Raw genomic sequence first — 20900 nt, forward strand, 5'->3', positions numbered from 1 at the left:
TCATTCCTCCAATGCGATTAGTCCTTCATGAAATTTAAAGGAGAGTTCTTAATCATTCCTACGTCGTGTATTTTTACAGTAACTTCAACATTTACCGGCATTTCCCCAAAAATTTCCGGCCAATCCTGCTTGACCGAATGCCAATAATCCGGGTTATCACGGCGGGCTCCTTCACCGAAGCCAAATGGGTCGAGTTTATATTTCTTTTGCGAAGCGTGTAGAGCCTTAAGAATATTATCTTTCATATTTTTCTCTGCTTTTCGTTCTAACTGGCTGATGGTTTCTGGTTTACTTAAATCGAGTGTCTTACAGTATACATCTGACAACTTTCCCACTGCGGTAATTTTTATGTTTCCTTTTGGCTTGCGGTCCGAAACTGTTGTTGTTAACTCTGTTTTTGTTTGAATCAGCTTTATGCCAGTGAGCCCTTTGTCAGGACAGGGGATGGTTATTATTGTACTTTTGACATTCCCTAAAGCGTAGTTGAGGCCTTTGCTTTCGTCCTTGTTTAGCCATCCTATTAATTGATCCCCTTTAAACACGCCAACCTCATCATATTTTAAATAGGTTTCTGCCCTAGATTGCTGATATTTCCCCAGACTTTTGCCCGCTTCTAGGGGGCCCTTTATCATAAGCCCAGTTAATTTGATATCCGTCCCTTCTTCTATTAATTCAGAATTCAATTGATCCAATGTAATTGGCAGGGTTTGGGCCCACTGTTTCTCCGAAGTTAAAAGCGAATCATATAATTGCTGGGCCGGAATTTTTTCGATGGCCGTTAAGACTTTTAAAACATCCCCAGCCATGCGTTCTTTAGCGATTGTAATAAAAAAATCAGTCCGCAATTCCGGATCCCTTGACAAAAAGTCCAATGATTTACCAATCCCTTTTTTCGCTAATTCTTCTCCAAATACGAGCAGACGAAGATGGGAAAAATATAGTTTTCGTGGTGATACGGTTGTCATTCTTCTGATTGCCTCGAATAATGTGGGCCCTTTTTCTTGGTAAACAACCACAGGGGAATTGCCGCCGCTGCCTGTGGATGCTGCAATTTCACTGGGATTTACGACTTGTGTCGTCACGAGGAATTGACCATCTACTTTATCAATCCCCATTCCAATCACAATGCCAAGCTGATTTAATTCCCGTCGGTTCCAACAGGAAGTGAGAAAGATTAGGGAGCAGATGGAAACAAGTAAAAGGAATTTTCGGTTCATGCCATTACTCCTTTAATCCTGTAAGCTAGTTATATGCTTCCCAAAATTTGGTCTTTTAAGCGGGCAAATGGCAGGGTGTTTTAGTTTTTCAAAGAGAAATTCGATCATGACCGACAAATGCAATTCTCACTGTTTATTATGTATAAAAAAAGTAAAGAATGGATGGCGAGTGAGTATGGATAAATAATGAAACGAAGTAAAGTGAATACACAGGATTAAAGTGATGGAGAGGGAGTCCTTCAAATGCTTGGTGTTGCAGTAACAATAGTGACAGCCATTATGATCATAGCTTTTGAAATGCCTAAGCTGCTAAAGAAAAAGTTAACGAAAGAGTTATGGGTATTTTCTGTCTTAATGGTTATGGCCGTTGGGTTAGGCATAGCACATAGCTTGAATTTGAGCATTCCGAACCCTTTGAATGGGATCAGAATAGTTCTCCAGCCACTTAGTAATGTTATAAACGGCTTGTTGAAATAGGGTCGGTGAAAATAATGGAAAATCTTAAAATAAACGCACGGCAATTTGCGATTCTAGTTATTTTGTTTTCTGTGGGTACGACGATCTTAGTGATACCCGGCAGCCTTGCTATTGTCGTAAAACAGGATGCCTGGATAACAGCCATTATAGGTACAGTCATTAGTTTTTTGATCGTTGCCTTATATGTTATGGTAGGCAGGATATTCCCTGCGATGACACTGGCTGAAATTATGGAAATACAGCTCGGTAAATGGGCAGGAAAAATTATTTCCTTTTCATTTTTTTTCTTTGCTTACGTTGCTTCATCAGAGCTATTGTATTACGCAGGTAATTTCCTTACTCTCCAGATTTTGCCCAAAACACCAATTGAAGCAATCCATATTGTGCTCGCGTGCATCTTATTGATGGGAATCCGTCTTGGTCTTGAAACGCTGGCACGCGCGGCGGAACTGTTTTTTCCTGTATTTATTTTTTTGTTCATATCGCTGGTTGGATCAATATTATTAACCCCTGATTTATGGAAACTTCAAAATCTCGATCCTATACTTATCTCGGGAATAAAACCAATGATCCGTTCTGTGTTCCTTTATTTAAGCAATTTCTCATTCCCAGCCATTGTATTATTGATGATTTTTCCTATTTCTGTGAAGCAGCCAAGGGCAGCTGAGAAACCTTTTTTTATGGCAATCGGTATAGCGGGAGTTTGTTTAATCATCTTGATCACACTGACTATATTAGTTTTAGGCCCCGAAGCAAGCGCTAGACAGATGTATCCAAGTTATAATTTAGCAAGGATGATAAGGATAGGGGATTTTTTGCAGCGGATTGAAGCCGTCTTGGCGTTTATGTGGTTTATAACGCTTTTTTTTAAGATGTCCCTTTATTTTTATGCGGCCATCACAAGTTTGGGACAAACCTTAAACATAAAAGATTATAGGCCGTTTACATTTCCTTTAGGGATGATTATGGTGATGATGTCCTTTTTTACACATCCTAATGTTACCCATTCCGCAAAATTCGACTATGAAGTTTGGCCTGTTTACTCTTTGATACACGGACTTGCTCTTCCTTTATTATTATTACTGATTTATGGATTACGGAAATGGATAATGCCTGATAAGAAAAGAAAGCTGCCTTTGGGATAAAGGCAGCTTTCATTCATTTTGTGGTGGTTTTGGAGCAGGAGTATCTTCGCGTACAATATTGTTTTGACTGATTAAACGAGGCCGTGTAGACATAGCCCATCTTGGAAATCGAAAAATGGCATCTTTTTGATCGTCTGTGATAAAGGGGCCGAAGGGAGCCATATAAGGCACACCAAATGAACGCAGGCTGCACATGTGAAGAACCATAGCAATCAATCCGACAATAATTCCAAATAAACCAAATGAGGCCGCGATGGCCATAAAGGGGAAGCGTAACATTCTTATCGCAATGGCCAAATCATAATTACTGACAACAAAGCTTGCTATCGCTGTAATGGCAACGACAATCACCATAGCCGCAGACACAAATCCGGCTTCCACCGCTGCCGAGCCAATGACAAGAGTTCCAACAATAGACACAGCCTGGCTGATTGCCTTAGGCATTCGCAGTCCTGCTTCACGTAATATCTCAAAACAGACCTCCATCGCAAGTGCTTCAATGAAGGCTGGAAACGGAACGCCCTCCCTCTGTGCAGCAAGGGTAATGAGTAATTGCGTTGGCAGCATTTCCTGATGAAAGGTAGTGATAGCGATATAAAAGGATGGGGCTAATAATGCAATAAAAAAACCCATATAGCGCAAGAAACGAAGAAGCGTTGTAATATCTGCCCGGTTATAATAATCTTCCGGTGACTGTAAAAACTGCGCGAACACAATAGGCACTGTCATGACAAATGGTGTGCCGTCAACTAGAATGGCAATGCGTCCCTCCAAAATGTCGGCGGCAATAGCATCAGGCCGTTCCGAATGATACATGGTGGGAAAAGGTGTCCATTTCCCATCCTGAATTAATTCTTCGATATAGCCAGTTTCTAATATACTGTCAATCTTAATCCGGTCGAGCCTTCTTCGCACTTCCTCGACAATCTTGTCGTTGGCAATCCCCTTAATATACATAATGGAGACTAATGTCTTTGATACTTCCCCAATTTTCCTTGTCTCAATCCAAAGATTGTGATCTTTTATTTTTCTCCTGATTAGTGCAGTGTTAACCCGGATATTTTCTGTAAATCCTTCACGAGGTCCCCTGATTGTCGTTTCAGTCGTAGGCTCCTCCACCGACCGCTGATTCCAGCCTTTCATGTCAACAGTGAAGCCTGTCGAATATCCATCAAATAAAAGAATTACTTTACCGGATAAAAGAGAATCCAGGAGGTCAGTAAAATCATCTAGATCCTTGATGTCTCCGACGGTTAATACCCTTTCTTTTAAATAGGGTAAAAGGTTTAAACCAGTGAAGGTTTCAGTATCGACGTCTGTTTTGCGTAATTTATTCATTAACGACTCCATGATGAAGTTTTGCGCAGCATTACTATCAATCAAGCCGTCTGTAAAAACAACACAAGTTTTAATCCTGCCATCCTTGCCAATTCGGATCTCCCTCATAATAATGTCGTCACTGTTACCCAAAAAATCTTTAATCTTGTCGATGTTATCTTGTAAAAAAGGCTCTAGCGGTTCATTTTTTTGTTTCACTTGGCTTTGCGCGGCGGACTTTTTCGCCGATTCCTTTTGCATTTCTTTCCATTTGTCTTTAATGGACTTTTTATTTGTACTTTTAAAAAAATTCAAGGTTATGTCCCTCGTATTTCTATTATATTTTAGGTTATTATTTCCACTTGCGTTTGGCATATTCCATTTATGGTGGGTCATCATAAAACAATAGAGTGGAGGTTTAATTTACCAGTATAAAGCTCACAATAATGAATATTCATTTCGTTTCTTAGGGAAGGACATTAACTTAATGGAAAAGGCGAAGATTGATGCGAAGCAGCTGTTTTGTCTTATGTTTCTATTTCAATTAGGAACCGGCATTGTCACGAGTATAGGAAAGCAAGCGAAACAGGATGCTTGGATATCAATCGCCCTTGGCATGGCTGGTGCACTCATTCTATTTTTCTTTGTATACTATCAAATATTCAAGCGACACCCAAACATCCCCTTTACTAGGATTTTAATACAGGTGTTTGGTAAATATATTGGGCTGCCACTTGGCTTATTGTATATTTGTTATTTTTTCTTTGTTGGTGCAATTAACGTCCGGCATTTAGGTGATACAATGGGAACCTATATTTTGGCTGAAACACCTGTTCCAGTTATTATTTTGATCAGTCTCTTATTGGTTTCTTATGGCTGTTATTTAGGAATTGAAGTATTAGGAAGGATGGCAGAAATCTTAATTGGCGTAATGGTTGCCTTTGGCGTCATTGGTAATATAACCGTTATTGCGTCCGGGATTATAAAAATTAAAAATGTACAGCCGGTTTTAGAGTTCGGCTGGCTGCCGGTGCTTAAACAGGCTGTACCCTTAATGGTCTTTTTCCCGTTTGGGGAAATCTTTCTTTTCCTGATGATTTTCCCTTACTTAAATAAGCCCGAATCGGTAAAAAGAACGGGCTTACTGTCCATTCTGTTAAGTGGTTTAGGTCTTTCCTGGACCTTTCTATTGAATATAAGCATAATTGGCGTAAACGCACAGAACGTTGAAATTCCGTTGCTGCTAGCTGTTGAGAAAATTAATGTTGGTCATATTATCGAGAGAATGGACTCTATCGTGGTCGGGACATTTGCAGTTGGATTTTTCATGAAAATATTTCTGTATGTTTATGCTGTTGTGGTTGGGTTAGCCGACATTCTTAAGCTTAAAAGGTATCAGCCATTAATTTTCCCGGTTGTTGCCCTGATCTTTATTTACTCCTTCATAGGGTCGAAAAATAAAGTTTTCTATCAAGATTTTTTTTATTTTAAAATGTGGTATGTAATAGGTTTACCACTATTGGTCGGGATTCCTGTCATTGTCCTGATGGTGATTGTGGTTCGAAATTATTTTGGGTCAGCACGGACAAATATTCCGAATCAGCAAGAAAGTTAGGTAAAAGGATCGTGAAAACATGATGATTAATTGGCTGCTGTTCTTGGCTGCTTCCGTCGACTTGGCGCGCTAGGTCACTCGACAAGTAATATAACAAAAATGCCTATAACCTATTAAAAGCAGGGGTGAGTAAGATGGATACCGTTCATTCCTTTCAGGATGTATCGAAAAATTGGATTATGAAGCAATCATGGCGTAATTTATTATTTGCCCATTGGCCCGTTCCAGTAGATGTGATACGGCCGTTAGTTCCTAAAGCGTTACAGATCGATACGTATGAGAGATATGCTTGGATTGGGATTGTTGTGTTTGTGATGGATGGGATTTTTCTGCGTGGATTGCCGAGACTGCCGCTATTTGCAAAGTTTCCGGAAATCAATGTGCGAACTTATGTGAAATATAAGGGAAAGCCCGGAGTCTATTTTTTATCACTTGATGCACCACATTGGGCAACCTATACCATTGCACGGAAATGGTACCGGCTGCCGTATTTTAATTCTGAGATTCATGCTTGGGAAGACCGAGCGGAGTTTTCTTATAATAGTGTAAGAAAGGATTGGAAAGGACCTTCCTCAGTGGGGTTTGACGGTAAGTTTTGCGCTTCATCTGAAGTTTATTTTGCGGAAAGCGGAACTCTTGATCACTGGCTGACAGAACGATATTGTCTATACAGTGTCGATGCAAAAGGGAGCATTTTTTGCGGCGAAATTGACCATGCCCCCTGGCCACTGCACCGTGCCGAAGCGGATATCTACCAAAATACCTTGGTCTCTCCTTTTAAGTTTGACCTCCCAAAGATGGCAACGTGCCTTTATTTTTCACCGGGGGTTGACTCTATTTTTTCAAATATTAGGAGAGTGAAGGATTGAGTAAAGTAAAAACTGGCGGACAGTACGGGAAACTGTTCGCCAGTTTTTTTATTATTTAGGATCTTCCTAAAATGAAGTTTTCCAACCGGTCAAATAGTCTGATGACTACTTCACCTAGCTTTTTAAAGATAGAAAACCTCGCCAATAGATAATGAACTAAGAACGCTGAGCCCACACCAATCGCCATTCCGCCAATGACATCCAGCGGGTAATGGACACCGATCCAAACGCGCGACAAGGAGATGCCTGCGGCAAGCAGCAGCCAAATCCAGCCGTCACGCTTCCGCCAAATCCAGATAGAAGCGGCGATAACAAAAGCCGCCGTCGCATGGTCGCTCGGGAATGAAGCATTTTTTGTATGATGTATCAACCAATGAACATGGTGTGAGACAAACGGGCGGTCCCGATAAAAAAACATGCCAATCAAGACGTTGATTCCTAATGCAAGGCAGGCGGAAAAACAAGCTTCGACGACCATTTTGCGATTCTTTGCTTTTTGAAAAAACCAATAGAAAAGAATTCCTGCCATAAACAAATACTCTGCTTTTTCTGCTAACAACACCATTAATGGGTTAAACACCCGCTCGCTGACCGCTAGATGATTAATCCATTGAAACATGGTGTAATCTAGGTTGGACAACATGATGACCCTCCGTTCTTTTAATTAGCCCTTAAACCGATACCCTGCACCCCAAACCGTCTCGATATATTGCGGATTGGATGGATCAGTTTCAATCTTTTCGCGAATCCTTCGGATATGGACCGTGACAGTAGAAATGTCACCCATCGAATCGAGTCCCCAGACCCGTTCAAACAACTGTTCCTTGCTGAAGACATGGTTCGGATTTAGGGCCAGAAAGGTTAATACATCGAATTCTTTGGTGGTAAAAATAATCTCTTCGTCGTTTATATATACCCTTCTTGAGGTTTGGTCAATGCGAAGGCCGCGGAATAGAATACTGTCATTCTGCGGCAACTTGCCAATCAGTCTCTGGTACCTGGACAGATGCGCTTTTACCCTTGCCACCAATTCGCTCGGACTAAACGGCTTGACGATATAATCGTCTGCTCCAAGCCCTAGACCACGAATCTTATCGATATCTTCCTTTTTCGCCGAAACCATCAGAATGGGGATGTCTTTCTCGGTTCTGATAGTCTTACAAATTTGGAACCCGTCTACTCCCGGCAGCATCAGGTCGAGCAGCACGAGGTCAAAATCCTCTGAAAATACTTTTTTTAGTCCGGCATCGCCTGTCAAAGCAATTTCAACCAAAAATCCCTCTATTTCTAGATAATCCCGTTCAAGCTCGGCAATGCTTTTATCATCTTCAATAATTAAGATGCGTTTCACTACTCTTCACCTGCCTTTTTTAAAGTAAAAAGTATCGTTGTTCCATGCCCTTCTTGGCTTTCCGCCCAGATGGACCCCTGGTGCTCTTCAATAATTCGTTTCGCAATCGATAGACCCAGGCCGCTTCCGCCTTTGTCCGTTCCGCGCGCAGAATCAGCACGATAAAAGCGGTCAAAAATCAAGGATAAACTCTCCTTTGCGATTCCAGGGCCATTATCTGTCATTTTAAAAAGAATAGAGGAATCGTTTGTTGATAAATAAAAGGATAGCATTTTGTCCGGTTTATCAATATATTTCAAGGAATTATCGACAATATTGGTGATGACCCTTTTCAAATTCTCACGGTCGCCAATCACTAGATAATCGCCTGATTTGTCGATAGTTAAGTTTATTTCAACCCGTTTTCCTTCCACAACAAAACGAAGTTCTTCAACAAAATCCTCTAAATAATGGTCGAAGTGAATCTTTTCAAAATGAAAAGGAAGCTGCTGCAGATCCAGTTTGGAGTACAAAAAGAGTTCTTCAATCATTCGGTCCAGCTCGTTTGCTTTCGTAAGAATGGTTTGTGTGTAACGTTCCATTTTTTCAGGGCTATTGGCAACTCCGTCGCGGATTCCTTCCATATACCCTTTGATGGTCGTAATCGGTGTTCTTAAATCGTGAGAAATGTTGGCAACCAGCTCTTTGCGGTTTTCCTCATATGCAAGCTGAGTTTCAATGGATTCCTTTAACCTAACCCGCATTTCCTCGACGCCCAAAGCAAGCTGACCGATTTCATCCTTGGAGTAAACTGGAATCGGGATGCTGAGGTCACCTTCCTTCATACGCTGAGCTGCCTTTTGCAGCCCGCGGATTGGGCGGATAATACTTTTGGAGACATAATAGGTCAGTAATCCATTCGTGCCGATTAATACTAGAATTAATAAGGTAAATAAAATCGGGAAGAAGGTCCGCACGAATTTGGTCACGCCGCTTGCGTCCTTAATAAAAAACAGGGATCCCTCGGAACCATCAGGATAATAGAAATCCAGCTTTTTTATCGAAACGAATTGGTGGTTTACCTGCTCGACTGGTTCGACTTCACGTAGAAGGCCAAATGGCGGCAGTTCGTTCTTTTCCAAGCCTTTTAATTTTTCGGGTATATAAATGATGCGTTTTCCTCTTCTTACAATCAACGAGGTGTCTGCAGTTTGATTTAATTGGCTGTCAACTTTTTTGAGATAGGCTGGGTCCGAGAACAGCCCCGGATTTTTCATGGTTTCTTTGTGCAATTCAATATATAACTGATGCTTTTCCGATATATTCTTGTAATGTTCTGGAGGGAGGTAGATATCCCGCAATTGGTTAATATCCGTTCTAAACAGTAATGCGACTAAAAGTGCAGATAAGCATACAAAAATAATCGGCACAAGAATCATGGCGAGATTGGATAATACAAGCCTTAATTTAATGGACATCAATTCCACTGCTTTCTTTATTTTGATTCTTTTTGGCTTATAAAAGTCCAAAAACCAACCAGTTATTGTCCAAGGTTGATATTGATATTATCTTATACCAGCGGCCGCTCCGCAATGAAACGGCGAACAAGATAATCATAACCAACCAGCCTAAACAGGTTATTAAGGAGGTATTAATAATTTATTAAATTACGGGTGGGCGGGAAGAGGATAAACTTCATCTTCAGGCTTTTTTTACTTATTACCCCCGTAATCTATCAGGGGGGTATCGAATCCTTTACTAAAATCAAGAGAAAAAGCACGAGGGGTACCACATGAAGAAACGAATCAAGGGAGCGTTTGCGATGGTGTTAGCGGGGGCAGTTACGTTTTCAGCAGCCAACACCTTGTTAGCCACTCCATCTGTTAAACGATTAGTAAAAGAACATACATTAACAATAACCAGAGACTATGAAAAGCAAGATAATATCAGTCAAGCTAAAAAAACAGCGAAAGACCAAACATCGCCAACGAATTTAAACGATGTTCAAACCAAGTCTTCTACTAATCCAGCTGCCCCCCAAGCGGCTCTAAATAATACAGCCGACCAACAGAAAACAGAGACAGTAACCCAAAGCACTACGGTAAATCGTGCTCCTGCCAATACGAAAACAACCACAACACCTGTTACAGCTCCGACACCGGCAACAACGCCTGCAGCAACACCGAAACCAGCAATAAGCGCACAAGCACCAACATCAACGACCACAACGGCGCCAGTACAATCAAATGCAGCCGTGGAGACAGCCAACCATGGACAACAAGTGTCACAAGACGCTAAAGAAAATGCAGCGAGCCGCCGGGATCAAAAAGTCAGCAACGGAAAAAATTTCTAAAGGGATCACCGAACAATGGTGATCCTTTTTCAATATAAAAAGACCTTCCCAAAATGGAAGGTCCTGTAAGAATAGTATATTTTCCTAAAACTTCACATTGTAGCTTTCCTGGCTGACATTCCCTTTCCGTTTTAGTTTATTCCAACCAACAGTTACCCCTTTTATGGCGGAGAAGATGGATTTTATTACGACATAGGTCATCAGCTGCTTGTACAAGATGCGCTGCAGGAACAGGGAGGCCAGCGGTTTTGGACTTTCTTTTTCCAATCGAAACGCATATAAAGAAGTGCCGAAATCCAGCAGGTAGAACAGAATAAAACCAATGACTGCTTTTCCGGGATTTCCGTTAAAAAGAGCTAGAATGAACAAAATATCTGCAATTGGCGATATAGTTTGATAGAGATACTGGAACACCCACATATTTGGAAGACCGATATACCCTAATGAATTGTGATGTCTATTAAACAAAGCTCCGCGATGTTTCCATAAGCACTGCAACGTGCCATAAACCCAGCGGTAACGCTGTTTTGCAAGGCTTTTAAGATCTTCAGGCACTTCTGTATAGGCATAAGCCTTTTCTTCAAATTCAATCTTTTTTCCGAGACGTAATAAAGTAAGAGTAATATCGGTATCTTCTGCCAGCGTATCCTCTTGAAAGTAACCTGCTTCTTCCACATCCGTCTTTCTCCATGCACCGATTGCTCCCGGTACAACGGTAATGCAATTGAGAGCCGCAAAGGCCCTTCTCTCAAGGTTAAAGCCCGTTACATATTCGATATGCTGCCAGTTTGTAAGGAGGTTTCCCCTATTGCCGACTTTCACATTGCCCGAAACAGCGGCCACATGTTCATTTTTAAAATGGTTAACAAGCAGGGAAATGGCATTCTCTGCAATGAGAGTGTCCGCGTCAAGAGCAACCACGATTTCCCCTTTTGCTTCTTTAAAACCAAGGTTCACCGCAGAGGACTTTCCTCCATTGGCCTTATTAATTAATCTGACATAAGGATGGTTTGCATACGTTTCTTGAACAACAGAAGCTGTATTATCCATTGAGCCGTCATCGACAATCAGCACCTCGAAAGCAGGGTAATCACTGGATAAAATCGAATCGACTGTTTTGCAGATGACTTTTTCCTCGTTATACGCAGCAATCACAACACTGACAAAAGGTGTAAAGCCAGGGTCAATCTCGGTCTCTCTATAGCTTTTTACCTGCTTTCTGGATAAGAAAAGGAAAATAACCAGACGCAGAATTCCTAAAAGGATGGCTGAATAGAACAGGACGCTTATTCCTAAATTCCAACCCTGCATGACCTTGAATACAGCCCTGTCGTAAACCAGATAAGGGCTGTCCTGCTTTGTAACAGGGGGCATCGTTTGACTATCGTCTTTTCCGATTAAATGGCTAATGGTCGTAAATGTATACCCGCGTTCTTTTAATTCTTTAATGATAATTGGCAGGGCCTTTACTGTGTTGGAGCGATCGCCGCCGGCATCGTGCAGTAAAATCACATTTCCTTCCGGCAGCTGTTCCAATAACCGCTTTACTATTTCTTGGCTGGAAAATCCTTTCCAATCATCAGGATCAATAAATTCACCAACCATGGTATAACCCATTTCTTGTGCACGCGATATCGGTAACAGCTGGCTTTTTGTACCCGGTTGGGCATCAGCCTCAAACGGCGGGCGGAAAAGGGTCATCGAATGTCCGGTGATGGCTTGAAATAATCGCTGATTTGCATTTAGCTCCATTTTTGTTTGAACTGGTGAAATGGCTGCAATATTAGGATGGGTAAAGGTATGGCTGCCGATTTCATGGCCTTCCACGTACATCCTTTGAATCAGTTCTGGATGCATTATGGCATTTTCACCAACGAAAAAGAAGTTTGCTTTTACATGATGCTTGCCCAGTATATCTAATACTTGCGATGTATAGGCTGGGTCCGGACCGTCATCAAAGGAAAGGGCAATCTCCTTGGCTTTAGGCTTTCCATATTGAACTACTTCAAAAGGCTTTGGCAATTTCCTATACGTTTCGGTTTGAATCAACCCTTGTGAATCCACTTGAATGGCTCTTTTCCCTTTTTCTGATTGCGAGGCGATTTTTAAGACCTCACCGGCACCTGTATAGTGAACAGGCTCAGGATGAACCAGGGTCTTTAGGGCGTTGGATGGATCTTGCATTTGCTTAGTTTGATTTATGAAGTTCCAAATAGCAGGATCCTCAGAACCGAGTCGCCAAACTGCTATCCCTTTGGAACCGGTGTCCATCGCCAGCTTCATTTGATTGTAAAAAGTCGCCGCATCTAAAAACCAAACAATATGGTTTTTTCCGTTCTTCTTATAACGTACATAAGGGTTACCTGCTTGATTATTCCAATGGATTTGCAGGTTCGTTCCGTTTCCCAGATTCATGATATCCGCGAACGTTTTCGTATCGGCAGCACGAGTAGAGCCCTCTTCCCAGTCATAACCGTAGTTCCCCAAGCCAGCAATTAGTTTTTGAGAGGGAATAGGGAGCTGGTTTAAACTCTCTTTTACCCAATCAGATGTCGCAACAGGTCCAGGTTTATTCATGGACGTATGCTGGTCATAAAGCATGACAATCACGCGGTCAACGTTAGCCGCTAAAGCAGCATAATCAAAACTATTATGTTTTGGAGGGACATCCAATGTGACCATAAGGCCATGCTGATGGAACTCTTTGGATACTTTTTCAATAAAACGAGTGAAATTCGCTTTGTCGTTAGGATCGATTTCTTCGAAGTCAATATTAATACCGTCAAATTGATTTGTTCTTACGAATTCCAATAAATTTTTAATAAAAAGATCTTCCGCGCCGGGAACTGTAAATAACCGGTGAAGAATGCCGCTATCCCATTTATTATTAATAAAATTATTTACTAATGGGAGTACCTTTATTTGATGAGCTTTTGCCGTTGCGGCAATCGACTTGTCAGGGCTCGCTTTTAGGGTAAGCTGGGGAGTAAGCTGCAGCCACTCGGGTACCAATGTTGTAATGGTATCGCTATTTCTTTTAAAAGAAGCCTTGCTGTTTTCGTCCCAATTAACATAAAAACCATATACCTCTTGTTTGCTCGCGATTTGTTTATTTTTAAGCGTAAGAGGGGAAGGATTCGTGTTTTGAAGCTGCGTGGCGAGCTCTGCTTCACTGAAACGTTGATTAATCGGCTCAATCCCGCTCTTAACGACGGCTTTATTCATTTCCAGTTCAGGGAAAGCTGGGTTAGTATTCAAGCTTTCTATAAAAATTGTCATGACTAAAAGAATTAAAACAACAAAGCCTGCACTCATTCGTTTTACAATGGTCCAGCGTCTTTTGGCAGGATCAAGAAAAACATGTTTTTGGATTTGCGCCCTTTTTTTCAACCCTAGATTGTAAAACCACTGGAAGAAGAAATAGCAGACAAGTCCGATTAAACCACCTAGGATACCTGCCGTAACGGATTGGGAAAGTTGTATTTTCATAGAGGAAAATAACCAGTTATCTTTCCAAACTTGTAAATCCAGAAGGGGTAAGTGACGGAGATTCGGAATAAAAATCGTCATCAATGTTCCAAGGAATAGGGCGACAATATTAAGACGAAGCAGAAGTGAGAGAACAAGCAATAAGGGAATGAGCAGACTATGTAAAGGCAAAAAGCTCAGAAAAAAACCAATTGTACTTGCAATAGCCCCAGCATTTCCAGTAACAGGTGCAAAAAAGGATCTGACCATCCACCTGAAAATTTGATTCAATGTGATTCCTCCTTAGGTGTAAAGTCTTGAATGATCTTTAATAGATTTATTTATTCTATTAATATTCTAAATGTCGACCATGTGGGCGGAAGAATTTTTTTCGACAAAAAATGATCATCTATAAAGACTTAGGAATTTATTTTAAGATTTTGAGGGTAAGTTGGAAAATTCTTTTAATGTTTAATTGGTTATGGAGGATAATTTTAGGCTTTTACTGCAACTCCATTGAGGGAGAAAAAGAAGAATCTATAGATACATGAAGTTTGTCAAATTGGCTGGCTACAATGTGAACCTAGGCTAGGTGTATTTCGAGATTAAAGTCACCTACACTATTTGGTAAGTGACTTTTTTGCGTTAGTTGTTTTAATTGCTAAAGACCACTTTTTGTTTAATTATTAGTTAAAGGTTGCTTTGCTCCAAAAATTTCTCCCCAGCCTTTTATAGCTGAAGGGTCTTCACCAATCATTCGCATGCACTGCCATAATAAAACGGTGATTGTATCATATAGAAGGAACCCGTATTTCTTTTCATAATATTCCGCCTTGGTAACAGCCGGAAAATTGGTGCAAACAATGCTAATTCCGTCTGCCTCTTCAACCGAAACGACCTTGATCATTTCTTCGATTCTTTCGTCTGTCACTTGACTAAAGGAGCGATTCACTGTTTGGGCCAGTCCTTGTCGTCCTATAGTTCGAATTCCGCAATGTCTCTCATATTGTTCCGCAATCAACTCGTTGATTTCCGGAACATATGGGGTAACGAGGTGAAGAGCTTTGACTTCATTTTCTTTAAAAGCCTCGATTTGGGCAAGCATGGAAGTGGTGGCAGGGATACCGGTACGCTCAGTAATTTTCCGGCAAAGCTCACGGTCGACATCAAACCCGAGCCAACCCCCGGATGTTCCATTCCAAGCAATCACATCCACCTCGGCATGTGCCAGCATTTCGGCTGCTTTCAGCATCGGCTCAAACTCAAATTGGCTAAGGGCATCTTCTTCCAGTGAGATTTTTGTTACTTCAAAGCGTGCGTAGTGACAGGTTATATTCTCTAATCCTACCGTCATCTTCGAGCAAATCGGTTCAAGGACCGTATTAGATGAAGGGGTCAGCATTCCAATTTTCTTCGGTTCAGGTCTCATTTTGTTTTCCTCCTAAATGGTTACAAAATCATTTTCAATTCGCGAAAGTGGGCTAAGTCGTTTTCAATATGTTGCATCATGGCGGCAGCTGCCTTCTTACTATCACGATTCTTCATATATTGAAAGATTTCGTGATGCTCTTCATAGAGTTCTTTTCCTCGGTTCTTCCCATTAAAGTTAAGAATTCGAAAATAATAGCTTAAGGAATTGATATCACTTAGTTGTTTTCTCAAAAGATCATTTTGGCAATATTCGACGACAGATTCATGAAACTTGGTGTTAAGTGCTATTAGTCTTTCACGATTCTTCTCTTCATCAATCAGAAGATACTCTGTTTCCTCTATTATATATTCAATCTCTTTAAGTTGAGAGTTCGTAGCCATTTCCGTCGTCAGCCTTGCGGCAAAGGACTCTAATGCCATCCGGCATTGATAAATTTGGACGATGTCATCAAAGGTCGGTTTAAAAACAAAAATACGGGATTTTTCATCTGATACGAGCAGTCCTTCCCTTATTAGAGCTTTAACGGCCTCACGAACCGGGCTGCGGCTTGTGTTAAACATTCTAGCCAATCTCGCTTCATACACTCGTTCTCCAGGTTTTATTTTTAGAAAAAGAATCATTTCTCTGATCTTATAATATATTTGGTCATAAAAAGGCTTTGATTTTTCGATAATAAATTGATCCATTTTCAGCCTCCTCTTATTAGTTGTACACTATCAAAAATCTATTCACGTGAAACGGCTCCAACATTGATTCGATAGTTCTTGGATTTGGGCACAAAGCTTCTCTTCATCGACACCGAGAACCTTCCCGGACTTTACGCGCCATTCGCCATCAATCCAAACATGCTCCACATCTGTTGCCTGGGCAGAATGGACGAGCGTTCCGTAGGGTGAAATGATAGGGGTTAAATGAAACCTATCTTTTTTTATTGCGATCAGATCGGCTTTCTTACCGATCTCGATAGATCCGATTACTTCTTCCATTCCAAGTGCCTTGGCACCATTTAATGTTGCCATTTCTATTAGATGTTGGGGAGTGGGCTCCGTCCGCAGACCGCTCGATAGCCTGTGAACAGCAAGCCCAAATCGCATTGATTCAAACATACTGGCAGACATCGAATCTGTACAGATGCAAACGTTCACTCCTTTTGCTTCAAGGGAGTGAATAGGGGCAACATCGCCTTTTTTCAAATTCCCTTCCGGAACATGGGCTACACTAGTAATCGTTTTAGCAATTAGCTCCTGATCCTCTTCGGTTAAGTGGATGCAGTGGGCAGCAACCGTCTTCGGCCCAAGAATTCCAAGCTGATGGTACAACTGAACGGGTGTCATCCCGTCTCTTCTCTGAATTTCTTTTACTTCCATCCGGCTTTGGGCGAGATGGGTGGTGATCCCGACATTATACCTTCGTGCCAGTCTGATAATTTCTTCTAAAAAAGGCGTAGTACAAGTATCTGGGGCGTGGGGACCAAAATGACAAGTAATCCGTCCATTTGCTTTACCATGCCAGTTTTCGATTAGCTGGATGTTCTTTTCAAGCGTTTTATACTGTGCTTTTTCATCCAGCAGATAAAGATTTTCAGGTACACGAAAAAAATCGATGTTATGGATCCGTTCACTTATTACCCCGCGAAGGCCAAGGTCAGCAAGTGCTTGAATACTTTTATCAGATTGGATGTAATTTGAACCAATGCAAGTATTTCCGGAACGGAGTGCTTCAACATAGCCAAGGATGTTAAACATGTCGCACTCTTCTTCTGTTAAGAGGACGCCCTGAGGAACATTGCGTGAATAGAGAGGCGGAACTCCCGTGTCTGCTCCAACACCCCGGTTAATGATGAGGGCTCCATGATAGTGGGGATTGACAAATCCCGGCATGATCAACATGGAGGAACAGTCAATAATATCAGCCTCGGGATATCGTTTCATTAGAGCGGAATATTCGCCTACATCCTGGATATACCCATCTTTAACCACAATAGCTGATTGTGAAAGAATGTCGGTGTTCTTATTGAGAGTAATGATATCTCCTTTTATTAAAAACAACATGTAAACACCTCAATTGTTAAAAGTAAGAATGGACCACTGATTATGACAAGGAGGACCTTCGGAATAGATCATTTTTCTGTTTTTAACATCAAAAATTAAGGCAGTATCGGTGGTGTGACTGGTTAAATCCTTACTTCTCGAACCTTTATTTTCAAAGTCATGAATACATAGCGCTCCGATTTGCTCGGGCTGGTCAGGGAGATGGGAGCTTAACAGCTTTTTTATGTCTGCAAGCCATGTTACGCCATTTATTTCCTTCAGTTCCATTTCTGTCAGAGCATACCGTAGTCTACGATCTTCCCAGTCTATAAAGTTCTTTTTCTCATCTTGCAATAATAGCGGCTCATTGGCACGAATCACATAATCTGTGTGGATCACCTGATGCTTTACGTTTAAATGAGACTCATGTTCCAGCACGGCCATAGAACCACTTGTATCGATTAAAAAATGGGTTCCTCCAATACCGCTGGGCTGCTCTTTAAAAAATGATTCCAAGTGGTCCAAACCTTCTTGAACGGTCCGGCAATGGGATAACGCAGATTCATTCGCCAGCCCACGGGTATCCTGGATATCAAGAGAATTAGGAAGCTTAGTTCCTGCATAGGAGGAAAGCACAGCTAGGCCTTCTTCATTGATTCCGGAGTTTACTCCTTTTTGCCAGCCCATTTTGAAATATAGAAATCCATAGCGATTAAAAGCTCGTGAACTTTGATTAAAGGTAAGGATTGTTTTTGGTGTATCTACTGTCTTGGCTGCCACAAGCAAATCCCGTTTCATCATCATTGTGCACATGGCTAAATCACCTGGTGTACGGGTTTTTTTGGTTCAGGAGCCGGTTTGTTTTCCTTAATGAGGCTAAGAATTTCCCGCTTGTATTGATTGAAGACAGGAGAGGTAGTATCCCTTGGACGGCTCATGTTTAGATCAATGATTTGGTTTACTCTGCCAGGCCGATTGCTGAGAACAATAATTTTTGTTCCAAGAATTAAAGCCTCTTCCACCGAATGGGTTACAAAGATGATCGTCCGTTTATGCTCCTGCCAAATGCGTGCCAGCTCCTCCTGCATGTCTGCCTTTGTAAATGGATCAAGTGCTGCAAATGGTTCATCCATTAAGATCAAGGAAGGATTCTGAAGTAAAGCCCGGGCGATTCCGACGCGTTGGTTCATCCCGCCAGACAACTCGTGGGGATAGTGATTTTCAAATCCCTTCAGTCCGACCATATTAATATATTTTTGTGCTTCTTCTTTTTGTTTTTGTTTGCTAACCCTTTTTAGTTTTAAATGAAAGGAGATGTTCTTGGAGACGGTTAACCAAGGCATTAAGGTTGCCTGTTGAAAGACCATTCCTCGGTCCGCGCCCATTCCTTCAATTTTTTTTCCGTTCATCAATATTTCTCCGGACGTTGGCTTTTCAAAACCGGCTATCATATTGAGCAAAGTGGACTTGCCACAGCCGCTGCCTCCAAGCAGACAGACAAATTCATTTTCTTCTATTGAAAAATTGATATTTTCAAGCGCCTTAACGGCTGAGCCGCGTTTTTCATCTTTATAAATCTTCTCAACATTCCTAACTTCTAAAAATGCCATCTAACATCACCCCTTAAGATTGTGTACTTTCGATGGATACTCCGCGTTGCCAAGGCAATACTGCCGCGATAATCTTTTTCAACATCAGATCCGTTAAAAATCCCAGCACTCCAATACTTACCATACTGGCAATAACTAGGTCGTACCGCAGGAAATAATAGGAGTCCCAGAGCACATAACCCAAACCACTTTGGACAGCAATCATTTCGGCGGTTACCGTTAGCATCCATGCTGATCCTACCCCAATTCTCATTCCAGAAAAAATACTTGGCAGAGCAGCTGGAAGGATAACAAACCGCAACAGGTGCCACTGGGTTGCCCCCATCATGCCGCCAGCCCGAACCAAGTTCTTATCAATGGTGCGGACACCGTGGATGGTGTTAACCAAAATAGGAAAGAAGGATGCTAGGAAAACAAGAAAAATCGCTGGCCGATTGGCGATTCCGAACCAAATGATGGCAAGCGGGATCCAAGCAACAGGTGGAATCGGACGAAGCATTTGGATGGTCGGCTCCAGTAATTTTTCGGCAAATCTTGACCAGCCAATAATAATGCCAATGGTTACCGCACTTACAACGGCTAAACTATACCCTGCGAATACACGCATTCCGCTGCTGCCTGCATCCTGCAGCCATTTACCGCTATTTGCCTCCGCAACTCCAGTCGTCCCAAAAATCCAGTCGCTAATGGATGCGAGAATTCGCGATGGAGCTGGTAATAGTGCACTAGATACATAGCCTGATCGGGAAAGGATTTCCCAAATGAAAATAATACTGAGAGGGACCACGATTTTGGTTGAAAAGGACTTTGCTATTTGTTTTAGTTTCACAATAATTCCTCCCTGATTCGGTCAATTGTGGGGCAGTTTTCAGATAGCAGGGGCGGGGGAGAATCCGCCCGCTTTCCTGTATAAATTTAGATTTTAATAGAATATCGGTTATTCTTTACCAAGCTCTTTTTCAGTCATGCCAGTTGCCTTCACCAGGAAACGATAGTCCATATTTTTCGCTGCTCGTTCCTTCACATCCGTCTGAATGTAGTTCAAGTCCTTCATCATTTTCGCGATCGCAAGAGTTTCCTTTTGATGCATATTGTAATCCGGGAAAGAGTTTTTAAGGGCTTCTTTTCCTACGTCTTCAGATAAGGATGTTTTTTCACTGATGACCTCTAGCCAGAGATGGTTATCTTGTTTTAGATTGTCTACTAATTTCACCACGCCGTTTACCACTTCCTGAAGTTCTTCCTTATGCTCTTTAACAACCTCTGAACGAGTTACAATTAAGTTCGTCAAATTGCCTGCCGCCTGGTCATATGGATAGGCGAAGTGTTTACCTGAATGGTTCAGGCGTATTTGCGAAGCAAATGGTTCCACTGTTGAAATGGCATCGACCTGCCCGCTTTCTAATGCACTTGCGTGATCAGCAGGATTGGCGATATTTATGAACTCTATGTCTTTCACAGGATCGATGCCATGTTTCGCGAACTCTCCGCGCATGTGGATATCCTGTGCATTCCCACGGGATGCTGCTACTTTTAATTTTTTACCTGATTTCATACGGTCCTCAACCAGTTTCTTAAAACCATCCCAATCATCCTCTTTTAGAGAGATGTCGTTGCCAACGAGAATTTCAGAACCGCCGTTAATTTGACCGGAAATCGCTACTAAGTCTAAGCCTTTATCCAATGCGGTTATGTAGTGAAGATAGGTTACCTGGGCCACGTCAAGGCTGCCGGATACTAGAGCGGTTAAGACGTCGTTACCAGAAGGGAAGTTCTTTGCATCCACCTTTACGTTTTCAATATAATCAGGGAGTAAGGACATCGCTAAACAGTGAGCACAGGTTGCATAACCAAGTTTGATTTCAGCTGATCCATCTGTCTTCTGTCTATTGGATTCTGTCGACACTTTTGAAGAATCGGAAGCAGTGCTTTCTTTTGAAGCTGCTCCGCAAGCACTAAGGACAAATAGAATTACACTGCATAAAATCATCGATAAAACTTTTTTTCTCATAAACAACCACCCTTTCAAAAATCATT

18 protein-coding genes are annotated in these 20900 nt (G+C 41.7%); 5 read left to right on the forward strand and 13 right to left on the reverse strand.

Translation table 11 applies throughout. The features are described from left to right. Nucleotides 1-17: 17 nt before the first annotated feature. Nucleotides 18-1217: a Ger(x)C family spore germination protein gene (locus tag ACZ5AE_RS02340; RefSeq protein ID WP_464569120.1), complete on the reverse strand. Its 1200-nt coding sequence runs from the start codon at nucleotides 1215-1217 to the stop codon at nucleotides 18-20. 243 nt (nucleotides 1218-1460) lie between these two features. Here ACZ5AE_RS02340 and ACZ5AE_RS02345 point away from each other — a divergent pair, with 243 nt between their 5' ends. Both ACZ5AE_RS02345 and ACZ5AE_RS02350 read left to right on the forward strand, forming a co-directional pair. Beyond that, nucleotides 1461-1694 (forward strand): hypothetical protein, encoded by a 234-nt coding sequence (locus ACZ5AE_RS02345; protein ID WP_464569122.1) that lies wholly within the window; start codon nucleotides 1461-1463, stop codon nucleotides 1692-1694. A 14-nt stretch (nucleotides 1695-1708) separates the two neighbouring features. Further along, entirely contained in the window at nucleotides 1709-2839 is a 1131-nt protein-coding gene (locus tag ACZ5AE_RS02350; protein WP_464569124.1) for a GerAB/ArcD/ProY family transporter, read from the forward strand. 9 nt (nucleotides 2840-2848) lie between these two features. Here the strand turns inward: ACZ5AE_RS02350 and ACZ5AE_RS02355 are convergent, their stop codons facing one another. Then, nucleotides 2849-4417: a spore germination protein gene (locus ACZ5AE_RS02355; protein WP_464573518.1), complete on the reverse strand. Its 1569-nt coding sequence runs from the start codon at nucleotides 4415-4417 to the stop codon at nucleotides 2849-2851. 226 nt (nucleotides 4418-4643) lie between these two features. Between ACZ5AE_RS02355 and ACZ5AE_RS02360 the strand changes: the two genes are divergently transcribed. Then, on the forward strand, nucleotides 4644-5771 hold the full coding sequence (locus tag ACZ5AE_RS02360) for a GerAB/ArcD/ProY family transporter (RefSeq protein WP_464569126.1): 1128 nt from the start codon (nucleotides 4644-4646) through the stop codon (nucleotides 5769-5771). Between the two features lie 134 nt (nucleotides 5772-5905). After that, the gene (locus ACZ5AE_RS02365; RefSeq protein ID WP_464569128.1) at nucleotides 5906-6640 is read left to right on the forward strand and encodes a YqjF family protein; all 735 of its coding nucleotides are present in this window, start codon (nucleotides 5906-5908) and stop codon (nucleotides 6638-6640) included. Between the two features lie 55 nt (nucleotides 6641-6695). Here the strand turns inward: ACZ5AE_RS02365 and ACZ5AE_RS02370 are convergent, their stop codons facing one another. Genes ACZ5AE_RS02370 through ACZ5AE_RS02380 form a run of 3 tightly spaced genes read right to left on the reverse strand, consistent with a single transcriptional unit; the run spans nucleotide 6696 to nucleotide 9448 of the window. Next, the gene (locus ACZ5AE_RS02370; protein WP_464569129.1) at nucleotides 6696-7283 is read right to left on the reverse strand and encodes an undecaprenyl-diphosphatase; all 588 of its coding nucleotides are present in this window, start codon (nucleotides 7281-7283) and stop codon (nucleotides 6696-6698) included. Nucleotides 7284-7304: 21 nt separating this feature from the next. Then, the gene (locus ACZ5AE_RS02375) at nucleotides 7305-7991 is read right to left on the reverse strand and encodes a response regulator transcription factor (RefSeq protein ID WP_464569131.1); all 687 of its coding nucleotides are present in this window, start codon (nucleotides 7989-7991) and stop codon (nucleotides 7305-7307) included. Further along, the gene (locus ACZ5AE_RS02380) at nucleotides 7991-9448 is read right to left on the reverse strand and encodes a sensor histidine kinase (RefSeq protein WP_464569133.1); all 1458 of its coding nucleotides are present in this window, start codon (nucleotides 9446-9448) and stop codon (nucleotides 7991-7993) included. The genes ACZ5AE_RS02375 and ACZ5AE_RS02380 overlap by 1 nt, the downstream gene beginning before the upstream one ends. Before the next feature lie 314 nt (nucleotides 9449-9762). Here ACZ5AE_RS02380 and ACZ5AE_RS02385 point away from each other — a divergent pair, with 314 nt between their 5' ends. After that, complete coding sequence (locus ACZ5AE_RS02385; protein ID WP_464569135.1) at nucleotides 9763-10323, forward strand: hypothetical protein; 561 nt, start codon at nucleotides 9763-9765, stop codon at nucleotides 10321-10323. A gap of 84 nt (nucleotides 10324-10407) precedes the next feature. Here the strand turns inward: ACZ5AE_RS02385 and ACZ5AE_RS02390 are convergent, their stop codons facing one another. The 8 genes from ACZ5AE_RS02390 to ACZ5AE_RS02425 all read right to left on the reverse strand — a co-directional run bounded on the left by ACZ5AE_RS02390 (nucleotide 10408) and on the right by ACZ5AE_RS02425 (nucleotide 20874). After that, the gene (locus ACZ5AE_RS02390) at nucleotides 10408-14082 is read right to left on the reverse strand and encodes a glycosyltransferase (protein ID WP_464569137.1); all 3675 of its coding nucleotides are present in this window, start codon (nucleotides 14080-14082) and stop codon (nucleotides 10408-10410) included. A gap of 388 nt (nucleotides 14083-14470) precedes the next feature. Beyond that, nucleotides 14471-15220: a maleate cis-trans isomerase family protein gene (locus ACZ5AE_RS02395; protein WP_464569139.1), complete on the reverse strand. Its 750-nt coding sequence runs from the start codon at nucleotides 15218-15220 to the stop codon at nucleotides 14471-14473. Nucleotides 15221-15240: 20 nt separating this feature from the next. Beyond that, nucleotides 15241-15909 carry a GntR family transcriptional regulator gene (locus tag ACZ5AE_RS02400; protein WP_464569141.1) on the reverse strand — a complete coding sequence of 223 codons (669 nt, stop codon included), beginning with the start codon at nucleotides 15907-15909 and terminating at the stop codon, nucleotides 15241-15243. Nucleotides 15910-15951: 42 nt separating this feature from the next. Further along, nucleotides 15952-17274 (reverse strand): amidohydrolase family protein, encoded by a 1323-nt coding sequence (locus tag ACZ5AE_RS02405; RefSeq protein ID WP_464569143.1) that lies wholly within the window; start codon nucleotides 17272-17274, stop codon nucleotides 15952-15954. Nucleotides 17275-17283: 9 nt separating this feature from the next. After that, nucleotides 17284-18066 (reverse strand): carcinine hydrolase/isopenicillin-N N-acyltransferase family protein, encoded by a 783-nt coding sequence (locus tag ACZ5AE_RS02410; protein ID WP_464569145.1) that lies wholly within the window; start codon nucleotides 18064-18066, stop codon nucleotides 17284-17286. A gap of 2 nt (nucleotides 18067-18068) precedes the next feature. After that, a complete protein-coding gene (locus ACZ5AE_RS02415; RefSeq protein ID WP_464569147.1) occupies nucleotides 18069-18863 on the reverse strand; it encodes an ABC transporter ATP-binding protein in 795 nt (264 codons plus the stop codon). 13 nt (nucleotides 18864-18876) lie between these two features. Beyond that, the gene (locus ACZ5AE_RS02420) at nucleotides 18877-19692 is read right to left on the reverse strand and encodes an ABC transporter permease (protein WP_464569149.1); all 816 of its coding nucleotides are present in this window, start codon (nucleotides 19690-19692) and stop codon (nucleotides 18877-18879) included. A 108-nt stretch (nucleotides 19693-19800) separates the two neighbouring features. Next, entirely contained in the window at nucleotides 19801-20874 is a 1074-nt protein-coding gene (locus ACZ5AE_RS02425; protein ID WP_464569151.1) for an ABC transporter substrate-binding protein, read from the reverse strand. Nucleotides 20875-20900 lie beyond the last annotated feature (26 nt).

It is taken from the genome of Neobacillus sp. S1227 (assembly GCF_055385255.1).

Bases quoted from the DNA above. Each gene is read 5' to 3' on its own strand.
- ACZ5AE_RS02345 (WP_464569122.1), top strand. From the start codon at position 1,461: ATGCTTGGTGTTGCAGTAACAATAGTGACAGCCATTATGATCATAGCT.
- ACZ5AE_RS02405 (WP_464569143.1), bottom strand. From the start codon at position 17,274: ATGTTGTTTTTAATAAAAGGAGATATCATTACTCTCAATAAGAACACC.
- ACZ5AE_RS02340 (WP_464569120.1), bottom strand. From the start codon at position 1,217: ATGAACCGAAAATTCCTTTTACTTGTTTCCATCTGCTCCCTAATCTTT.
- ACZ5AE_RS02365 (WP_464569128.1), top strand. From the start codon at position 5,906: ATGGATACCGTTCATTCCTTTCAGGATGTATCGAAAAATTGGATTATG.
- ACZ5AE_RS02385 (WP_464569135.1), top strand. From the start codon at position 9,763: ATGAAGAAACGAATCAAGGGAGCGTTTGCGATGGTGTTAGCGGGGGCA.
- ACZ5AE_RS02425 (WP_464569151.1), bottom strand. From the start codon at position 20,874: ATGAGAAAAAAAGTTTTATCGATGATTTTATGCAGTGTAATTCTATTT.
- ACZ5AE_RS02350 (WP_464569124.1), top strand. From the start codon at position 1,709: ATGGAAAATCTTAAAATAAACGCACGGCAATTTGCGATTCTAGTTATT.
- ACZ5AE_RS02415 (WP_464569147.1), bottom strand. From the start codon at position 18,863: ATGGCATTTTTAGAAGTTAGGAATGTTGAGAAGATTTATAAAGATGAA.
- ACZ5AE_RS02380 (WP_464569133.1), bottom strand. From the start codon at position 9,448: ATGTCCATTAAATTAAGGCTTGTATTATCCAATCTCGCCATGATTCTT.
- ACZ5AE_RS02360 (WP_464569126.1), top strand. From the start codon at position 4,644: ATGGAAAAGGCGAAGATTGATGCGAAGCAGCTGTTTTGTCTTATGTTT.
- ACZ5AE_RS02410 (WP_464569145.1), bottom strand. From the start codon at position 18,066: ATGTGCACAATGATGATGAAACGGGATTTGCTTGTGGCAGCCAAGACA.
- ACZ5AE_RS02355 (WP_464573518.1), bottom strand. From the start codon at position 4,417: ATGCAAAAGGAATCGGCGAAAAAGTCCGCCGCGCAAAGCCAAGTGAAA.
- ACZ5AE_RS02395 (WP_464569139.1), bottom strand. From the start codon at position 15,220: ATGAGACCTGAACCGAAGAAAATTGGAATGCTGACCCCTTCATCTAAT.
- ACZ5AE_RS02400 (WP_464569141.1), bottom strand. From the start codon at position 15,909: ATGGATCAATTTATTATCGAAAAATCAAAGCCTTTTTATGACCAAATA.
- ACZ5AE_RS02370 (WP_464569129.1), bottom strand. From the start codon at position 7,283: ATGTTGTCCAACCTAGATTACACCATGTTTCAATGGATTAATCATCTA.